The 13055-nt window shown below is 71.1% G+C and carries 15 protein-coding genes and 2 pseudogenes; 5 read left to right on the top strand and 12 right to left on the bottom strand.

The annotated features are described in order from the left end of the window. Positions 1 to 11 precede the first annotated feature (11 nt). On the bottom strand, positions 12 to 1001 hold the full coding sequence (locus OG289_RS41525) for a zinc-dependent alcohol dehydrogenase (protein WP_327319162.1): 990 nt from the start codon (positions 999 to 1001) through the stop codon (positions 12 to 14). Positions 1002 to 1109: 108 nt separating this feature from the next. Between OG289_RS41525 and OG289_RS41520 the strand changes: the two genes are divergently transcribed. Next, entirely contained in the window at positions 1110 to 1865 is a 756-nt protein-coding gene (locus OG289_RS41520; RefSeq protein WP_327319161.1) for a CDP-alcohol phosphatidyltransferase family protein, read from the top strand. Between the two features lie 67 nt (positions 1866 to 1932). Here the strand turns inward: OG289_RS41520 and OG289_RS41515 are convergent, their stop codons facing one another. Beyond that, on the bottom strand, positions 1933 to 2673 hold the full coding sequence (locus OG289_RS41515) for a YcnI family protein (protein ID WP_327319160.1): 741 nt from the start codon (positions 2671 to 2673) through the stop codon (positions 1933 to 1935). A 65-nt stretch (positions 2674 to 2738) separates the two neighbouring features. Continuing rightward, positions 2739 to 3341, bottom strand: coding sequence for a hypothetical protein (locus OG289_RS41510; RefSeq protein WP_327319159.1), 603 nt, complete (start codon positions 3339 to 3341; stop codon positions 2739 to 2741). Positions 3342 to 3521: 180 nt separating this feature from the next. On the opposite strand from OG289_RS41510, the gene OG289_RS41505 reads away from it, so the two are divergent. Both OG289_RS41505 and OG289_RS41500 read left to right on the top strand, forming a co-directional pair. Further along, positions 3522 to 4499 (top strand): ATP-binding protein, encoded by a 978-nt coding sequence (locus tag OG289_RS41505; RefSeq protein ID WP_327319158.1) that lies wholly within the window; start codon positions 3522 to 3524, stop codon positions 4497 to 4499. A 74-nt stretch (positions 4500 to 4573) separates the two neighbouring features. Then, positions 4574 to 4966, top strand: a complete 393-nt coding sequence (locus OG289_RS41500; RefSeq protein ID WP_327319157.1) for an SCO5389 family protein — start codon at positions 4574 to 4576, stop codon at positions 4964 to 4966. A gap of 96 nt (positions 4967 to 5062) precedes the next feature. Here OG289_RS41500 and OG289_RS41495 read toward each other — a convergent pair whose 3' ends face one another. Both OG289_RS41495 and OG289_RS41490 read right to left on the bottom strand, forming a co-directional pair. Continuing rightward, on the bottom strand, positions 5063 to 6286 hold the full coding sequence (locus tag OG289_RS41495; RefSeq protein WP_327319156.1) for a hypothetical protein: 1224 nt from the start codon (positions 6284 to 6286) through the stop codon (positions 5063 to 5065). Further along, positions 6274 to 7218, bottom strand: coding sequence for a hypothetical protein (locus OG289_RS41490; RefSeq protein ID WP_327319155.1), 945 nt, complete (start codon positions 7216 to 7218; stop codon positions 6274 to 6276). Before OG289_RS41490 ends, OG289_RS41495 begins: the two co-directional genes overlap by 13 nt. A gap of 102 nt (positions 7219 to 7320) precedes the next feature. Here OG289_RS41490 and OG289_RS41485 point away from each other — a divergent pair, with 102 nt between their 5' ends. After that, complete coding sequence (locus tag OG289_RS41485; protein WP_327319154.1) at positions 7321 to 7539, top strand: hypothetical protein; 219 nt, start codon at positions 7321 to 7323, stop codon at positions 7537 to 7539. Between the two features lie 79 nt (positions 7540 to 7618). Here OG289_RS41485 and OG289_RS41480 read toward each other — a convergent pair whose 3' ends face one another. The 6 genes and pseudogenes from OG289_RS41480 to OG289_RS41455 form a co-directional block, all read right to left on the bottom strand. Continuing rightward, positions 7619 to 7810, bottom strand: coding sequence for a DUF397 domain-containing protein (locus tag OG289_RS41480; RefSeq protein WP_327319153.1), 192 nt, complete (start codon positions 7808 to 7810; stop codon positions 7619 to 7621). Positions 7811 to 7904: 94 nt separating this feature from the next. Continuing rightward, positions 7905 to 8411, bottom strand: a pseudogene (locus tag OG289_RS41475) (Scr1 family TA system antitoxin-like transcriptional regulator); the annotation flags it as partial. A gap of 165 nt (positions 8412 to 8576) precedes the next feature. Then, positions 8577 to 9116, bottom strand: coding sequence for a hypothetical protein (locus OG289_RS41470; RefSeq protein WP_327319152.1), 540 nt, complete (start codon positions 9114 to 9116; stop codon positions 8577 to 8579). 134 nt (positions 9117 to 9250) lie between these two features. Further along, the gene (locus tag OG289_RS41465; RefSeq protein ID WP_327319151.1) at positions 9251 to 10105 is read right to left on the bottom strand and encodes an alpha/beta fold hydrolase; all 855 of its coding nucleotides are present in this window, start codon (positions 10103 to 10105) and stop codon (positions 9251 to 9253) included. Positions 10106 to 10527: 422 nt separating this feature from the next. Next, positions 10528 to 11016 (bottom strand): hypothetical protein, encoded by a 489-nt coding sequence (locus OG289_RS41460; protein WP_327319150.1) that lies wholly within the window; start codon positions 11014 to 11016, stop codon positions 10528 to 10530. A 307-nt stretch (positions 11017 to 11323) separates the two neighbouring features. Then, positions 11324 to 11950 carry a class I SAM-dependent methyltransferase gene (locus OG289_RS41455; RefSeq protein WP_327319149.1) on the bottom strand — a complete coding sequence of 209 codons (627 nt, stop codon included), beginning with the start codon at positions 11948 to 11950 and terminating at the stop codon, positions 11324 to 11326. A 63-nt stretch (positions 11951 to 12013) separates the two neighbouring features. On the opposite strand from OG289_RS41455, the gene OG289_RS41450 reads away from it, so the two are divergent. Next, positions 12014 to 12676, top strand: a complete 663-nt coding sequence (locus tag OG289_RS41450; protein WP_327319148.1) for a TetR/AcrR family transcriptional regulator — start codon at positions 12014 to 12016, stop codon at positions 12674 to 12676. Positions 12677 to 12757: 81 nt separating this feature from the next. Here the strand turns inward: OG289_RS41450 and OG289_RS41445 are convergent. Continuing rightward, a pseudogene (locus tag OG289_RS41445) lies at positions 12758 to 13008 on the bottom strand (Tn3 family transposase); the annotation flags it as partial. Positions 13009 to 13055 lie beyond the last annotated feature (47 nt).

Raw genomic sequence — 13055 nt, 5'->3', positions numbered from 1 at the left:
TCACTCTTTTCTCAGGTCAGGCGCTCTTGCCCGTACCCGACGCGGTGACACAGTGCCGGAACCTCACCCGACGCGAGCTTCGGCATCACCTCGGGCAGCTCCTCGAAAGCGCTGTCCCCCGTGACGAGCGCGTCGAGCGCCGGGTCGGCCAGCAGCTCCAGGGCGAGGGCGAGCCGATCGGCGTACGTACGGCTGGAGCGGCGGGCCGCAGAGACGGTGCCGACCTGGCTGCTGCGGATGACCAGCCGCCGGGAGTGGAAGTCCTCGCCGAGCGGCAGGGAGACCTTCCGGTCGCCGTACCAGCTCAGTTCGAGGACCGTGCCCTCGGCCGACAGCAGCTCCAGGGAACGGGCGAGGCCCTGTTCGGTGGCGCTGGCGTGCACGACGAGGTCGAGGCCGCCCTGGGCGTCCTCGGGGGCGGCGAAGTCGACGCCCAGGGCCTCGGCGACCTTCGCCCGCGCCGGGTCGGCGTCCACCAACTGCACGCGGACGCCCGGGAAGCGGGCCAGCAGCGCGGCCACCGAGCAGCCGACCATGCCGCCGCCGACCACCGCGATCCGGTCGCCGACCAGTGGCGCCGCGTCCCACAGGGCGTTGACGGCCGTCTCGACGGTACCGGCGAGCACGGCCCTTTCGGCGGGCACAAAGTCCGGTACGACCGTCACCGCCGTAGCCGGGACGACGTACCGCGTCTGGTGCGGGTAGAGGCAGAAGACCGTACGCCCGACCAGCTCCGCCGGCCCCTCCTCCACCAGGCCGACGTTGAGGTAGCCGTACTTCACCGGCGCCGGGAAGTCGCCCTCCTGGAACGGCGCCCGCATGACGGCGTGCTGGCTCTTCGGCACCCCGCCGCGGAAGACGAGGGTCTCCGTGCCGCGACTGACGCCGGACCACAGCGAACGCACCAGAACCTCGCCCTCGGCCGGGGCCGGAACGACGATTTCGCGGATCTCTCCCTCACCCGGAGAGGTGACCCAGAACGCACGTGCGGTGATCGACATCCACATCCTCCTGAACGATCGGGAACCTGTTCACGTACCGAGGTGTGCACAGTCCGCGCACAGTACGCGGCACTGATCATCTCTGTCATCTGGCCGGAGGAATGTGCGGTGGCCCTGAACAACACTTACGACGCAAGGCTGGTCCAGCAGGAGACCGCTGTGGGAGCGGGCGTTCAGATCCTGTTGCTGGCTCTGCTCGGCACGGCGATCGGCATGGGGCCGGCGGGCTGGGTGACCGGTCTCGTCTTCGCCATCGCCACCTGGGCGGTGCTCTCCCGGGCGCTGCACCGCTCCAGTCTGCGCACGTTCGGCCCGGCCAACCGGGTCACGCTCGGCCGGGCGACGCTGGTCGGCGGAGTGACCGCGCTGGTCGCGGACTCCTTCGAGAGCGCGCCGCCGGTGACGCTGCTGGTCGGCCTGACGGCCGTGGCCCTGATCCTCGACGGCGTCGACGGCAAGGTCGCCCGGCGCACCGGCACCTCGACGGCGCTGGGCGCGCGCTTCGACATGGAGGTCGACGCGTTCCTGATCCTGGTGCTCAGCGTGTACGTCTCGATGGCGCTGGGCCCGTGGGTCCTTCTCATCGGCGGCATGCGCTACGTCTTCGTCGCCGCGGCCCGGGTCGCCCCCTGGCTCAACGCCCCGCTCCCGCCGAGCACCGCCCGCAAGACGGTCGCCGCCCTCCAGGGCGTCCTCCTGCTGCTGGCGGGCGCGAACCTGCTGCCGTACGCGGCCAACTTCGCCGTCGTGCTGCTGGCGCTGGGCTCGCTGGTGTGGTCCTTCGGCCGGGACGTGCTGTGGCTGTGGCGGACCTCGCGCCTCACGGCGCAGGCTCCGGCGGAGAAGATGCTGGAGCTCGTGTAGGGACATCCACGCAGGCGTAGGGCCCCGGATCGTGCACACGGTCCGGGGCCCTACGCCTGCGTGGATGCTACGACCGTGTCGACCGCGTCCGTACGACGGCGAACACGGCCGCCGCGAGACCCAGCACCCCGACGACCAGCCCGGCGACGCCCAGGCCGCGGGCGGTGGAGTCACTGGCGTCGGCGGAGGCCTGTGCCGTGCTCTTGGTGTCGGCCGTGCTGTCCGAGCCGCTCCCGGAGGCGGCGGCGGAGGTGGTGTCGTCCGCCGCCGCTGTCAGCTTCAGCACCGGCGCCGGGTTCTCCGGCTCGTCCGCGCCCGCCGCGGCCTCCTCGATCCAGCGGACGGTCCTGCCGTCGGAGTAGGTCTGCAGGGTCTTGAAGGCCAACTGGTCGGCGCCGTCGGGGAGCTGGCCGAAGGCGACGTCGAAGTCCTCGTACTGCCCGGCGCCGATCTTCCCTCCCGTCCAGGTGATCTCGGAGACGGCGTCGGTGATGGTGCCGTCGTCGGTCTTGACCGGCGTCTTGAGCTTGGTGGTGGTCACCTTCGCGGTCCAGCCGTCCTGCGGGTGGACCAGCACACCGAGCACGGGGTGGTCGGTGGGCAGGAAGACCTGGACCTTGGTGGTGCTCGCGGTGTCCTCCTCGTTGGGGACCCGGAAGCTCAGGACGCCGTCGGTGGCGCCCTTGGCATAGCTCTCGGGGTGGACGGTGACGTGCGCGGAGGCGACGCCGGCGGCGGTGAGAACCGCGGCGGCGGCGAGCACGGTGCCGATTCCGGCGCGGCGCAGGGCGAGGCGTGTCGTGGACATGGGTGGGTGATCTCCGTACCTGAAGGTGTGGGTCCGGCCGGAACTGGTGCGGTTCCGGCCCGGGTTCAGATCGCGTACGGGATCGGGGTGGGCGGTCCGCGGCGGCTCACGGTGTACCGCAACAGCAACTGCCGGGGCGGGACCGGAGCCGGGGCGACGGGGCGGAGGGACGCCACGGGCAACGGGACGGGTGTGTCCCGCCACCATGCCGCGAGGCCCGGCAGGAACGCGACCGCCCAGCGCAGCAGCGACCACAGGGCGGCCTCCCCGCGCCGCAGCCACCAGGAGGCGGCGAGCGCGGCGAGGACATGGGCCGCCGTGGCGTGCGGGGTCATGGCCGTGGCGGTGTGGGCGTGCGGGTGCATGCCGTGCGCGGACGTCATGGACATCGCGGCCATGGTCTGCGCCGTCGTACGGCAGCGGGCCGCGTCGAAGGCGACGTGCAGCCCCGCCTGGGTGGCGAGCATGGCCGCGCCGATCCCGGGCAGCGCGCGCTCCCGGGCGCCGAGCAGCCACCCGGCGGCGAACACGGCCAGGAATCCGGCGCCGTCCGCCCACGGCGGCGGCGTGTCACCCGTGGCGAGTCCGTGCCCGGCGGCGGCCAACAGCACACACACCGCGGCGAACACCGCGGCGCGCAGACTTCGGACCGCCGGGGACGCACTCATGGTGAGGGATCCTCCCACGCCCGACTGATACGTCGACCGCCGCTCCCGCGTTCACCCCTGCGGGAGCAGTGGCCCTGATCCGCGTGATCACTGCAGACGGCGCCCTCCGACTTGACAGCGATCATGACCTCCCCTAAACCTAGCCACATGACATTCATTTTCAAAAAGGCGGGCCGGTAGGTGCGCGTCGCGTTCGTCGGCAAGGGCGGCAGCGGCAAGACCACCCTGTCGGCGCTGTTCTGCCGCCAGTTGGCGCGGGCCGGCGCGCCCGTGCTCGCCGTCGACGGCGACATCAACCAGCACCTGGCCGAGGCCCTGGACCCCACCGCCGGCTCCACCGCCGATCCCATGGCCGGGACACGGCCGTTCACGGCCCCGCCCCTCGCCGCGCACCTGGGCGAGATCAAGGACCTGCTGCGCGGCACCAACCCGCGGATCCCCTCCCGTGACGCGATGGTCAAGACGACCCCGCCCGGCCGCGGCTCCCGGCTGCTGCGCCTGCTGGGCGACGACGAGCTGCACACGCGCCACGTCCAGCGGGTGGGCGGTGTGCCGCTGATGGTGACGGGTGAGTTCGACGAGAGCGACCTGGGCGTGGCCTGCTACCACTCCAAGCTGGGCGCGGTGGAGCTCTACCTGAGCCACCTGGTGGACGGCCCCGGTGAGTACCTGGTGATGGACATGACGGCCGGCGCCGACGCCTTCGCCTCCGGCCTGTTCACCCGCTTCGACATGACGTTCCTGGTGGCCGAACCCACCCGCAAGGGCGTCTCCGTCTACCGCCAGTACCGCGACCACGCCCGCGAGTTCGACATCCCTCTCGCCGTGGTCGGCAACAAGGTGACCGGCGAGGACGATCTGCTCTTCCTGAAGGAGGAAGTGGGCGACGACCTCCTCACCCACCTCGCCCTCTCCCCCTGGGTCCGATCGGCCGAACGGGGAAGCCCTCGGGGCGAGTTGGAGGACGCCAACCGCCACGCCCTCAACGTCCTGCGCGAGACGGTCGACGCCCGCACGAAGGACTGGCCGACCCTCCACCGCCACGCCGTCCACTTCCACCTGCGCAACGCCCGGTCGTGGGCGAACCAGGCAACGGGCCAGGACCTGGCGGCGCAGGTGGACCCGGAGTTCGTCCCTGGTCCGGCGTCCCTGACCTGAGCGGAGCGAACCTCACCCGCCCCGCCGTCCGTTTCCCCTTCTCTCCCCCTCCACAAGAACAGGACCCCATACCCATGTCTCTCGACGTCTCCCCGAAGCTCCTCGCCGAGGCCGAAGCCGGCGACATCCGCGAGAAGGACTTCGTGGACACGGTCCGCACGTCTCTCCCCTACGCCTACGACCTCGTCGACTCCCTTGCCACCCAACTGCACTCCGGAATCGGCGAGTTCACCGACAACCAGACGCCACCCGCGTCCGAGCAGGAGCGCGGGCAGCTCCTGCGCGCCATGGCCAGCGACGCCATCCGCGCCAGCCTGGAACGCCACTTCGACATCACCCTGGCCTTCCAGAACTGCCACCGGGTGGCGGCGTTCCGCACGGGGGCTCCGAACGGGGAGACGTATGCGCGGTTCACCTCCACGCGGGCGCAGGTACTGAACCAGTCGGCGGAACTGCGGGACTGCTGACGCGGACGCGGACGTCGGCCCGGACGTCGGCCCGGACGTCGGCCCGGGCGTCGGTGCGGACGTCGGTGCGGACGTCGGTGCGGACGTCGGTGCGGCTCACAGCCACGCGAGGAAGACCGTGCCGAGACCCAGGAGATCCTGCGAGACCGGCACGGCCTTCCCCCCGGACGCCATGGGCACGACGCGGAAATCGGGCGTGAAGTCCGCCGCCCCGTAGGGGTCGTTGGGGACGTGGACGGTGACGATGAACTCGCCGCCGTCGGGCGAGACCAGCATGCCCTCGGCGACGGCTCCGTCCTGCGGGGAGACCACGCTGATCGAGTCGCCCTCCGCCCTCCCGGAACCGGCATCCCTCACCTGGAATGCTCCCGACGACGTTCGGCACAGCACCCGCGAGTCGCTCGCCCATCCGACCACCCCCACGCAGTCGCTGAGCAGACGCGCGTTGCGCGCGGACGTGGCGGTGAGCGCGGACGACCCGTCGGGGGTGTCGAAGACGGTCCCGAAGACGCGCGGTGCGGTGGCGGTGAGCCGTCGGCCGTCCGGGGACACCCGGACCATGTTCGCCTGCACGGCGTGCGGCGGCTGCCCTGTGACGCTCAGGGGGAGGTCGTGCCCGGAGGCCGGCCCCTCGTCCTTGACGCGCTGGTCGCCCTCGGCGGCCCGGGAGCCGATCCTCTTCTTTCCGGCGGCGTTCGTGTAGGTGAACCAGACGGTTTTGCCGTCGGGCGACAGCGCTGCGTTCTGCTCGTCACGGTTCGCCGCGGCGCTCCGCCGATCGAGCTCGTCCTGGGAGTCGTCGCTCGCCACGAAGCCGGCCTGGGTGGAGTCGCTGCCCGGCTTCCGGAGCACCACGGCCATGCGCGTAAAGCCCTGATCGAAGAGGGCGCGGATCCGCGGAACCTGGAACTCCGCGTCGTCCACGGCGTATGCGGAGTCGGTGTCCGAATCCTGCCTGCAGAGGTCCACGAGGGGGCTGTGCACGGCGACCACGCCGGGATAGTTGGTGAACGCCGCCTGACCCGGGACGGCGAAGTACCGCTCTGCCAGGAGCTTCCACGTCCCCGGCCGCCAGGCGCGGACCGCGACCGCGGCGTAGCGTGCGCCCATCTCGCAACTGGCGGTGACCACGGTGTCCTTGCGGGTGAAGGGACTGTCCTGGGGCGTGTAGGTGCCCGTGGCCGCGTTCCGGGTGGAGTTGTTGGGGGTGCCGGCACGGCTGGTCGGGCGCTCGTCTCCGCCGGAACTCGACGTGCAGGATCCGAGAAGCAGGACGGCCGTCGCGGCGGCGGCCAGTGCCCTTCCTGCTACAGAGCGCACAACGGCTCCTCGGGCTTCTCGTGGCAGGCCGTCCAGCGGACCGAGCCGGAGACCCACTTCTGCCGCGGGCTCGTGGGCACCGATTCCGTGCGCAGGACGAGCGGCCTGCCCTTGCCGTCCTTCAACTGGACATACTCGTTCTTCTGGTAGGCGTCGGAGTAGTGGACCTTGACGCCCCAGGTGCACGACTTTCCGGGCTGCGCGATCGCCTCGACCCGCAGCGCGCCGGAGGACTGTCCGTTGCCCACTTCGATCCGTCGCGTGCTGAAGTAGGGCTCACCCTGGCCTTCGGTGTCGTCCGTCAGGACCGGTTCGTCCGCCCGGGGCGGAAGGTGCAGACGGATTCCCTCGTACGGCGCCCCGCCCTGCGGGGGAAACGCCACGACCGCCTTCCCGGTGCTGGGCGAGCAGTGCAGGTCCACGACCTGCCAGTCGTCGATCACCACGGCCTTGTCCCGCACGCTCAGGATGTTCAGCTTGAAGACGTCGGCGAGCTGCAGCCCATCGGCGAGTTCCTGGTCCTCCTTACGCTTCGGGGCGTTCTCCAGCGGGGCGGTGTACGCCAGCGGACGGCCGCCCAGGCTCGTCAGATAGGAGAAGACGGCGGAACCGCTCTTCAGAGACGTCAATCTCCGCGCCTCCGACGCGGACAGCTCCCGGTCGAGAACCATGGCCCACGCGCGGGGTTCACTCGTCTCCGCCCGCAGGGAGACAGTGAAGGGCACCTCACCCGCGTCGGTCTTCTTCTGCGCCGCGTGCTCCGCCGACGCGAGGGGCCAGACCGAGAAGTAGTCCAGGCCCCAGGCCGACGCCGTGAGGACGAGCCCAAAGACGAACGCGACGACGATCGTCCGCATCAACTTGCGCCGGGAGGCGGAGGGGCCCAGCCCGAACCACGCGCCGACCACGGCCCGCCAACTACTCTCCGACACTTCACCCGCACTCGCGTCACCGCTCCCGCCGGCGTTCCCGCCAGTGCTCCCGTCGCCGCTGCTCCCGTCGGCCGGGGGCGAAGCGGTCGTCCCCTGTGCTCCTTGGACGGAGCTCTCACCGTCGCCCGGTTCAGGGTCGGGTTGCGGTTCAGGGTCGGGCTCAGGCTCCGGTTCCGGCTCAGGTTCCGGTTCCGGCTCCGGCTCCGGCTCCGGCTCCGGCTCCGGCTCCGGCTCCGGCTCCGGCTCCGGCTCCGGCTCAGGGTCGGGCTCAGGTTCCGGCTCCGGCTCCGGCTCCGGCTCCGGCTCCGCGGTGCCGCCTGAAGGTGTCGCTGTCGTCATCGTCGATCCCCCGGTGATGTCGGCGGCGCCCTGCCCGGGACGCCGCCGACATCTTCGCCCCTCAGACCTCCGCCGCAAACCCCACGAACCGAGACCAGACCTCACGCCCGACCACGAAGTGAGGACGCGTCACATCCTTGGAATCCCGTACGCAGATGGCCAGTTCGCTGACGGCGACCTCAACGCAGCTGTCGCCCTGACTGCCGCTGTAGCTGGACTTGAACCAGGCCGGTTCGGTCGCGTTCGCGTTCATAGTCCTCCTCGGAGTCGCTCCAACAGACCCCGCGAGTCCTTGGCATTCAGGGCCTGCGAGCGCTGTGTGTCATAGCGCTGATGGAGGAGGCTCACCTCAGCATCCGCTGTCGCTCCATGCGCCGGTCCATGAAGCTCTGCAGCTGGCTGTCCGGCGTCAACGGCACCGTCCCCTCGAACACCGCCCGCGCGTAGCCCTCCGACTGCAACAGACCCGGCACCAGCCGACATTCGTACGTGCACAGACTCAACGCGGTCCGCTCCAGTCCCGCCCAGCGCCGGAACCACGCCGCGAGCCCCACGTCGCCGCGTCCGCGCGTCACGTACTGCGACGACTTGCGCAACGCGCCCGTGTTGCCCAGCACTTCGTCCGCCCGCTCCACGAACTTCACGTCGGGCATGCGCCGCCCCAGCTCCACCGACGCCACAGTGTGCGGGGAGAGGCGGACCAGGTCCGCGAACTCCGCCCTGCTGATCCCCGCGTGCTCCCGCAGAGCCTGCTGGACCGCGCCCCAGGTCCGCAGCGAGTCCGACGGGTCGGGCTCCCGATCCGGCTCCCCACCGTTCCCACCGCCCCCGCCGTACGCCTCAGCCGTGTGCACCTCCTCCTCGTACTCCCCGTCCTCCTCGTGCTCCCCGTCCTCCTCGTGCTCCCCGTCCTCCTCGACTCCCTGTGCCTGCGTGCCCTGGTGGGGCTCCCCGTCGCCCCCGCCGACGCCGTCCCTGTCCATGCCGCTCCTCATACGCGGCCACCTCCGCTCCCCCGCCTACTCGACCCCCGTCGCACCGAGCAGCCGCACCAGGTCCTTCCGCCCGTAACCGAGAAGTGCGGCGCGATGGGCCGCCATGAGCATCAGATGCGCCACGATCTGCGCCCCGTAGCCGTTTCTGTCGTCCCCGAACCACTCGTCGGGTTTCTCCACGCCGAGACTGTTCATCACCAGCCCGTGCTCACGGCGGATCTCCGCGACGGTGTCGGACACCGCGCCCAGGAGAGAGGCCCCCGGTCGCTCGCACTTCAGGGTGAAGCATCCCCAGTCGACCGGTTCGCAGCCGCTGGGCGGACGTGCGCGCAGGCGCTCGTACCGCTCGTCCCCGAAACCGCCGTCACCGAACTCGTCGTGCACCAGGGCGAACCGGTGGAACCCCGGAGGCGGCGGAGTGGGCGGCGGAGCGTACTCCCAGCCCGCGTCCTCGTGGACCAGCCGCTGCACCTCCTCTTCGTCGGCCAAGGTGACCGTGAAGCAGGTCTCGGTGTTGCGGCCGGTGATCGTGCCGTCGGCGTTGCGCTGGAAATGCAGGCTCATGTGTACCCCCGTGGTCCTCACAAGCGGGAAGATCCCGTCACCCGCACAACGGCCTGCCGATTTCGCGCGTGCCCGTCCGCCGGAGGATCACTCGATCGCGTGAACGACCGGCCTGCCCACCCGCGATACCCGCCTCAGGCGGGCAACCCACCGTCCATGAACCCCTTCACCGTCGTCACGAACCGCTCGGGGTCGTCCCGCCACGGAAAGTGGCCCGCCCCCGGCTGGACGACGAGCTCGGTCTTCGGGAACAGTTCCGCGAACTCCCGCATCACGCACGGCGGACCCGACACGTCCGCCTCTCCGGCGAGGAGCAGAACCGGGGACGGGAAGGCGGCCAGGATCTGGCGGGTGGCGGTCGGAGCGAAGGCTCCCTCGGCGGTGTACACGGCCGCCGCCTCGTGGTTCTTTTGCTTCTCGCCCGCGGCGTCGAAGGCCCGGGCCTCCTCGTCCCAACGTCCATGGAAGAAGGGGGCGACGGCCTGCCAGGAGTCGGCGGTGCCCCGGCCGGCGGTGACCGCCTCCAGCGCCGCGTAGGCGGGGGCGAACCAGGGCTCGCCGTGGCGCAGGCGGGCGGTCGCGAGACGATCCTCGGCGGTGATCCCGAGGCCGACCGCGTACACGCTCGGCGTGATCAGCAGGAGGCGGCTGACGCGGTCCGGGTGCCGGGCGGCGTACAGAATCGCCAGGTTGGCCGCGCCGGAGTGCGCGAGCAGGTCGATCCGGTCGAGCCCGAGGTGCTCGCGCAGGGCCTCGACGTCGCCGACCTGGCGGTCGCAGCGGTACGACGCGGTGTCCTGCGGGGCTGCCGACTCGCCGGTGCCCCTGAGGTCCAGGCCGATCAGAGCGCGGTGGGCGGCGAGTCCGCCGAGGTCGCCCAGGTAGGCGGCGGACTGCATGGGGCCGCCGGGCAGGCAGATCAGGGGCCGGCCGTCCCCCGACTCGTGGTAGGCCAGGCGGAGTCCGTCGGGGGTGAGGAAGGTCGGCATGGGGCGAGCCTGGCAGCAGCCAGAAGGGTGAGCAACCGGATTGCCGTGAACGCAGGATCGCACCCCGCGGCGGCCCGCTCTCCACCGCTTGCACAGGCATCAGGGAACCGCGCGTGCGGGAGCTGGAACCGCAGGACGACCAACGTGGCGATGACCCGGTCCGTGAACACCAACTGGCGGCTCGGTCCCGCCCCGGCCGCGCGCAGACGGTCATGACCTCGACGGTCGTACGGTCGTCCTTCCTCGGCGGCGGGCCACACCTGAGCCAACTCGCCGATCTGCGCGCCGGGTCGACGGTGTCGAAGGCGAGTGAAGACACGATGGGACAAGGCCGTGCGGCCACGGTATCGCGTCACGACAACACCCAATCCGCACGGCCCTCCTCACGTCGGCCGCGTTCGACGACCGTGGGGCAGGGGGCATCAACTCGCCCGCCGCCTCTTGCGATTGGGGCGACGTGGGCGGACGAAGGTGTCGAGCGCGCCCACGGCCGCACGGACATGGGCCGGGCCGCGACGCAACCGCTCTCCCGCGCACCACCAGGACAGCTGCCCGTCCGCATCCCGCGGATGCATGCCCAGGCCATGCTCGGCGCACAGGGGCCACGCCTGCCACAGACGCTCGGTGACGGTCTCCTGCGCGGCATCGGCGACGATCGCCAACGCAGCGGCAGGGTCGTCCACCGAGTGCGGGTACAGGCAATTGCCGTGCCACTCGCCGTTGGCCAGAGCGACGTAGACGTTCTCGGGCTCGTCCGCATCGTAGGGCGGAAGGGCCAGCAGTTGCAGGGGTTCCTGCTCGGGAAGGGTCACCGCCAGGTCCCGGTTGAGGAGGGTGAGAGCCCGGTCCCACATGGGGTACTCGCCTGGTGAGACGCGACGGGGCTCGGGGCTGTCGAAAAGAGCGCGCACGGGCACCATCCTCCGCCACGCAGCAACAGCCCCAATCGCACACCACGTCGTTACTGTGTGGCCGCCACACCCCGACGGCACCCAGAGTGACAGCAGGATCCGCGTACCGTCCACAGAAAGTGCCCGTACGGGCCTGGTGGGTCTCGTTGTGCACGATCCGTGCGGGTCTCCGGCATCCCTGCTCGCACCCGTCGCCAACCACCCGCAACGCCCGGCCGACGCGAGACCGCTGCACAAGCGCAAGGCACTCAGGCCGGTACCGGCTCCCATCGGTACCCGCCGCGCGCTCTGCCCGGTGCGACTGAGCTCACGCCGTGGCGGCGGCGCGACGCAGCGTGAACCAGAACGTCGGGACCGGGTTGGTGCCGGGCGTCACGTCGGCCAGCTGCCACCCGGCGAACCTGGCGCTGAGTTCGTCGGCGGTGACGCCGGACCACGAGTCGTCGAACGCCCCGGGCCCGTACCCGAACATCAGCAGTCGTGCGCCGGGGGCGGCACGCTTCGTGAGGCCGGCCGCGTAGGCGTCGCGGCGGTGCGGTGGAATCCCGCAGTAGCAACTCAGGTCGAAGAACAGGTCGTACGGGCCGGGCACGCCCACCTCGTCGAGTCGGGTGGCGTCCCCGCACAGCACCGTGACGTCCGCTCCGGCCGCGGCGGCCTTCTCCCTCGCCTGGCGGACCGCGCGGTCGACCAGGTCGACGGCCGCCACCCGCCAGCCGTGCCGAGCCAGGTACACCGCGTTGGTCCCGGTGCCGCAGCCGAGTTCGAGGGCCTGGCCCGGCATCAGCGCGCCGGGCCCCTCCACCAGAGCCACGAGCTCGGGCGGCGTGATGCCGCTGTCCCACGGCGGCTTGCCGTCCCGGTAGAAGTCCTCCAACGCGCGGCGCACAGCCGCTTCCTGGTCGAGCTCCGCAGCCGTCCGAGTCTCACTCATCGCTACCCCTCCAAGAATCTAGAGTCTCTCTCTAGTGACTAACTCTAGAGATAGACTCCCGACATGAATGCGGTCAAGGGATCCGACGGACAGAACGGCAAACGCCCCGACAAGCGGGCCGAGCGCTCGCGACGCACCCGCGAGAAGATCATCTCCGCGGCGCGGGACCTGTTCGTCGCGCAGGGGTACGGCGCGACAAGCCTTCAGGAGGTTGCGGATCGCGCGGGCGTGGCTGTTCAGACCGTGTACTTCGTGTTCCGCAACAAGCGCGCGCTGTTCAAGGACGTCGTCGACACGTCCATCGCGGGCGACGCCGAACCGGTCGCCACGATGGACCGCGACTGGTTCCACGCCGCGTGCGCCGAGCCCACGGCGGCCGGGCAACTGCGCGCGCATGTGCGGGGCGTACGCGACATCCTCGGCCGTGTCGCCCCGATCATGCCGCTGATCGCGGCTGCGGCGGCCACGGACCCGGAGATCGCCGCGCAGTGGCCCGCCGGCCCCGACCCGCGCTACACCGTCCAGTACGCCGCAGCGAAAGCGCTGACTTCCAAGCCCGACGCCCGTCCCGACGTCGATACCGCCCGCGCCGCCGACCTGCTGTACGGGCTGCTCAGCCCGGAGCTGTACCTGATCTTCGTCCGCGACCGGGGCTGGTCCCCCGAGGCCTGGCAGGAGTGGGCCTGCGCGGCCCTCACTGCCCACCTCTGCACTGATCACGAGTAGGCCACCGGCTTCGGCGACAGCCGCCGAAGCAAAGTCCGCGGCCGGCTGCAGCTGCGGAAACCGACCGGGACGCCCACTTCGCTCATGCCCCTCCGCACGCAGCTGGGCGACGTGGCGTCGATGCACCGCGTGGTCCAGAGCACCACGGCGTTGGGGACCAGCCCGAGCGAGCCGACCTGGCCCTCCGTCCCGTCCCGGTACGCCTGGTGGATGGTGGCGCGCTTGCCGTGGCACACGTCGCGCGTCGGCTTGTGCCGGGACTCCTGCACGGTCAGCTGCCGGTTCATCCGACGGCGGTAGGTGTCATCGACGAGGCCAAAGACGCGGAGCAGGTCCGCCATCGGGACATGCGGCTGATGCCGCATACCCGACCGGATGG

Source organism: Streptomyces sp. NBC_01235 (assembly GCF_035989285.1).
In the GTDB taxonomy this organism is placed as follows: domain Bacteria; phylum Actinomycetota; class Actinomycetes; order Streptomycetales; family Streptomycetaceae; genus Streptomyces.
This window is presented reverse-complemented; position numbering and strand designations above follow the sequence as displayed.

Bases quoted from the DNA above. Each gene is read 5' to 3' on its own strand.
- OG289_RS41455 (WP_327319149.1), bottom strand. From the start codon at position 11,950: ATGAGTGAGACTCGGACGGCTGCGGAGCTCGACCAGGAAGCGGCTGTG.
- OG289_RS41480 (WP_327319153.1), bottom strand. From the start codon at position 7,810: ATGAACGCGAACGCGACCGAACCGGCCTGGTTCAAGTCCAGCTACAGC.
- OG289_RS41465 (WP_327319151.1), bottom strand. From the start codon at position 10,105: ATGCCGACCTTCCTCACCCCCGACGGACTCCGCCTGGCCTACCACGAG.
- OG289_RS41515 (WP_327319160.1), bottom strand. From the start codon at position 2,673: ATGTCCACGACACGCCTCGCCCTGCGCCGCGCCGGAATCGGCACCGTG.
- OG289_RS41510 (WP_327319159.1), bottom strand. From the start codon at position 3,341: ATGAGTGCGTCCCCGGCGGTCCGAAGTCTGCGCGCCGCGGTGTTCGCC.
- OG289_RS41450 (WP_327319148.1), top strand. From the start codon at position 12,014: ATGAATGCGGTCAAGGGATCCGACGGACAGAACGGCAAACGCCCCGAC.
- OG289_RS41470 (WP_327319152.1), bottom strand. From the start codon at position 9,116: ATGAGCCTGCATTTCCAGCGCAACGCCGACGGCACGATCACCGGCCGC.
- OG289_RS41525 (WP_327319162.1), bottom strand. From the start codon at position 1,001: ATGTCGATCACCGCACGTGCGTTCTGGGTCACCTCTCCGGGTGAGGGA.
- OG289_RS41500 (WP_327319157.1), top strand. From the start codon at position 4,574: ATGTCTCTCGACGTCTCCCCGAAGCTCCTCGCCGAGGCCGAAGCCGGC.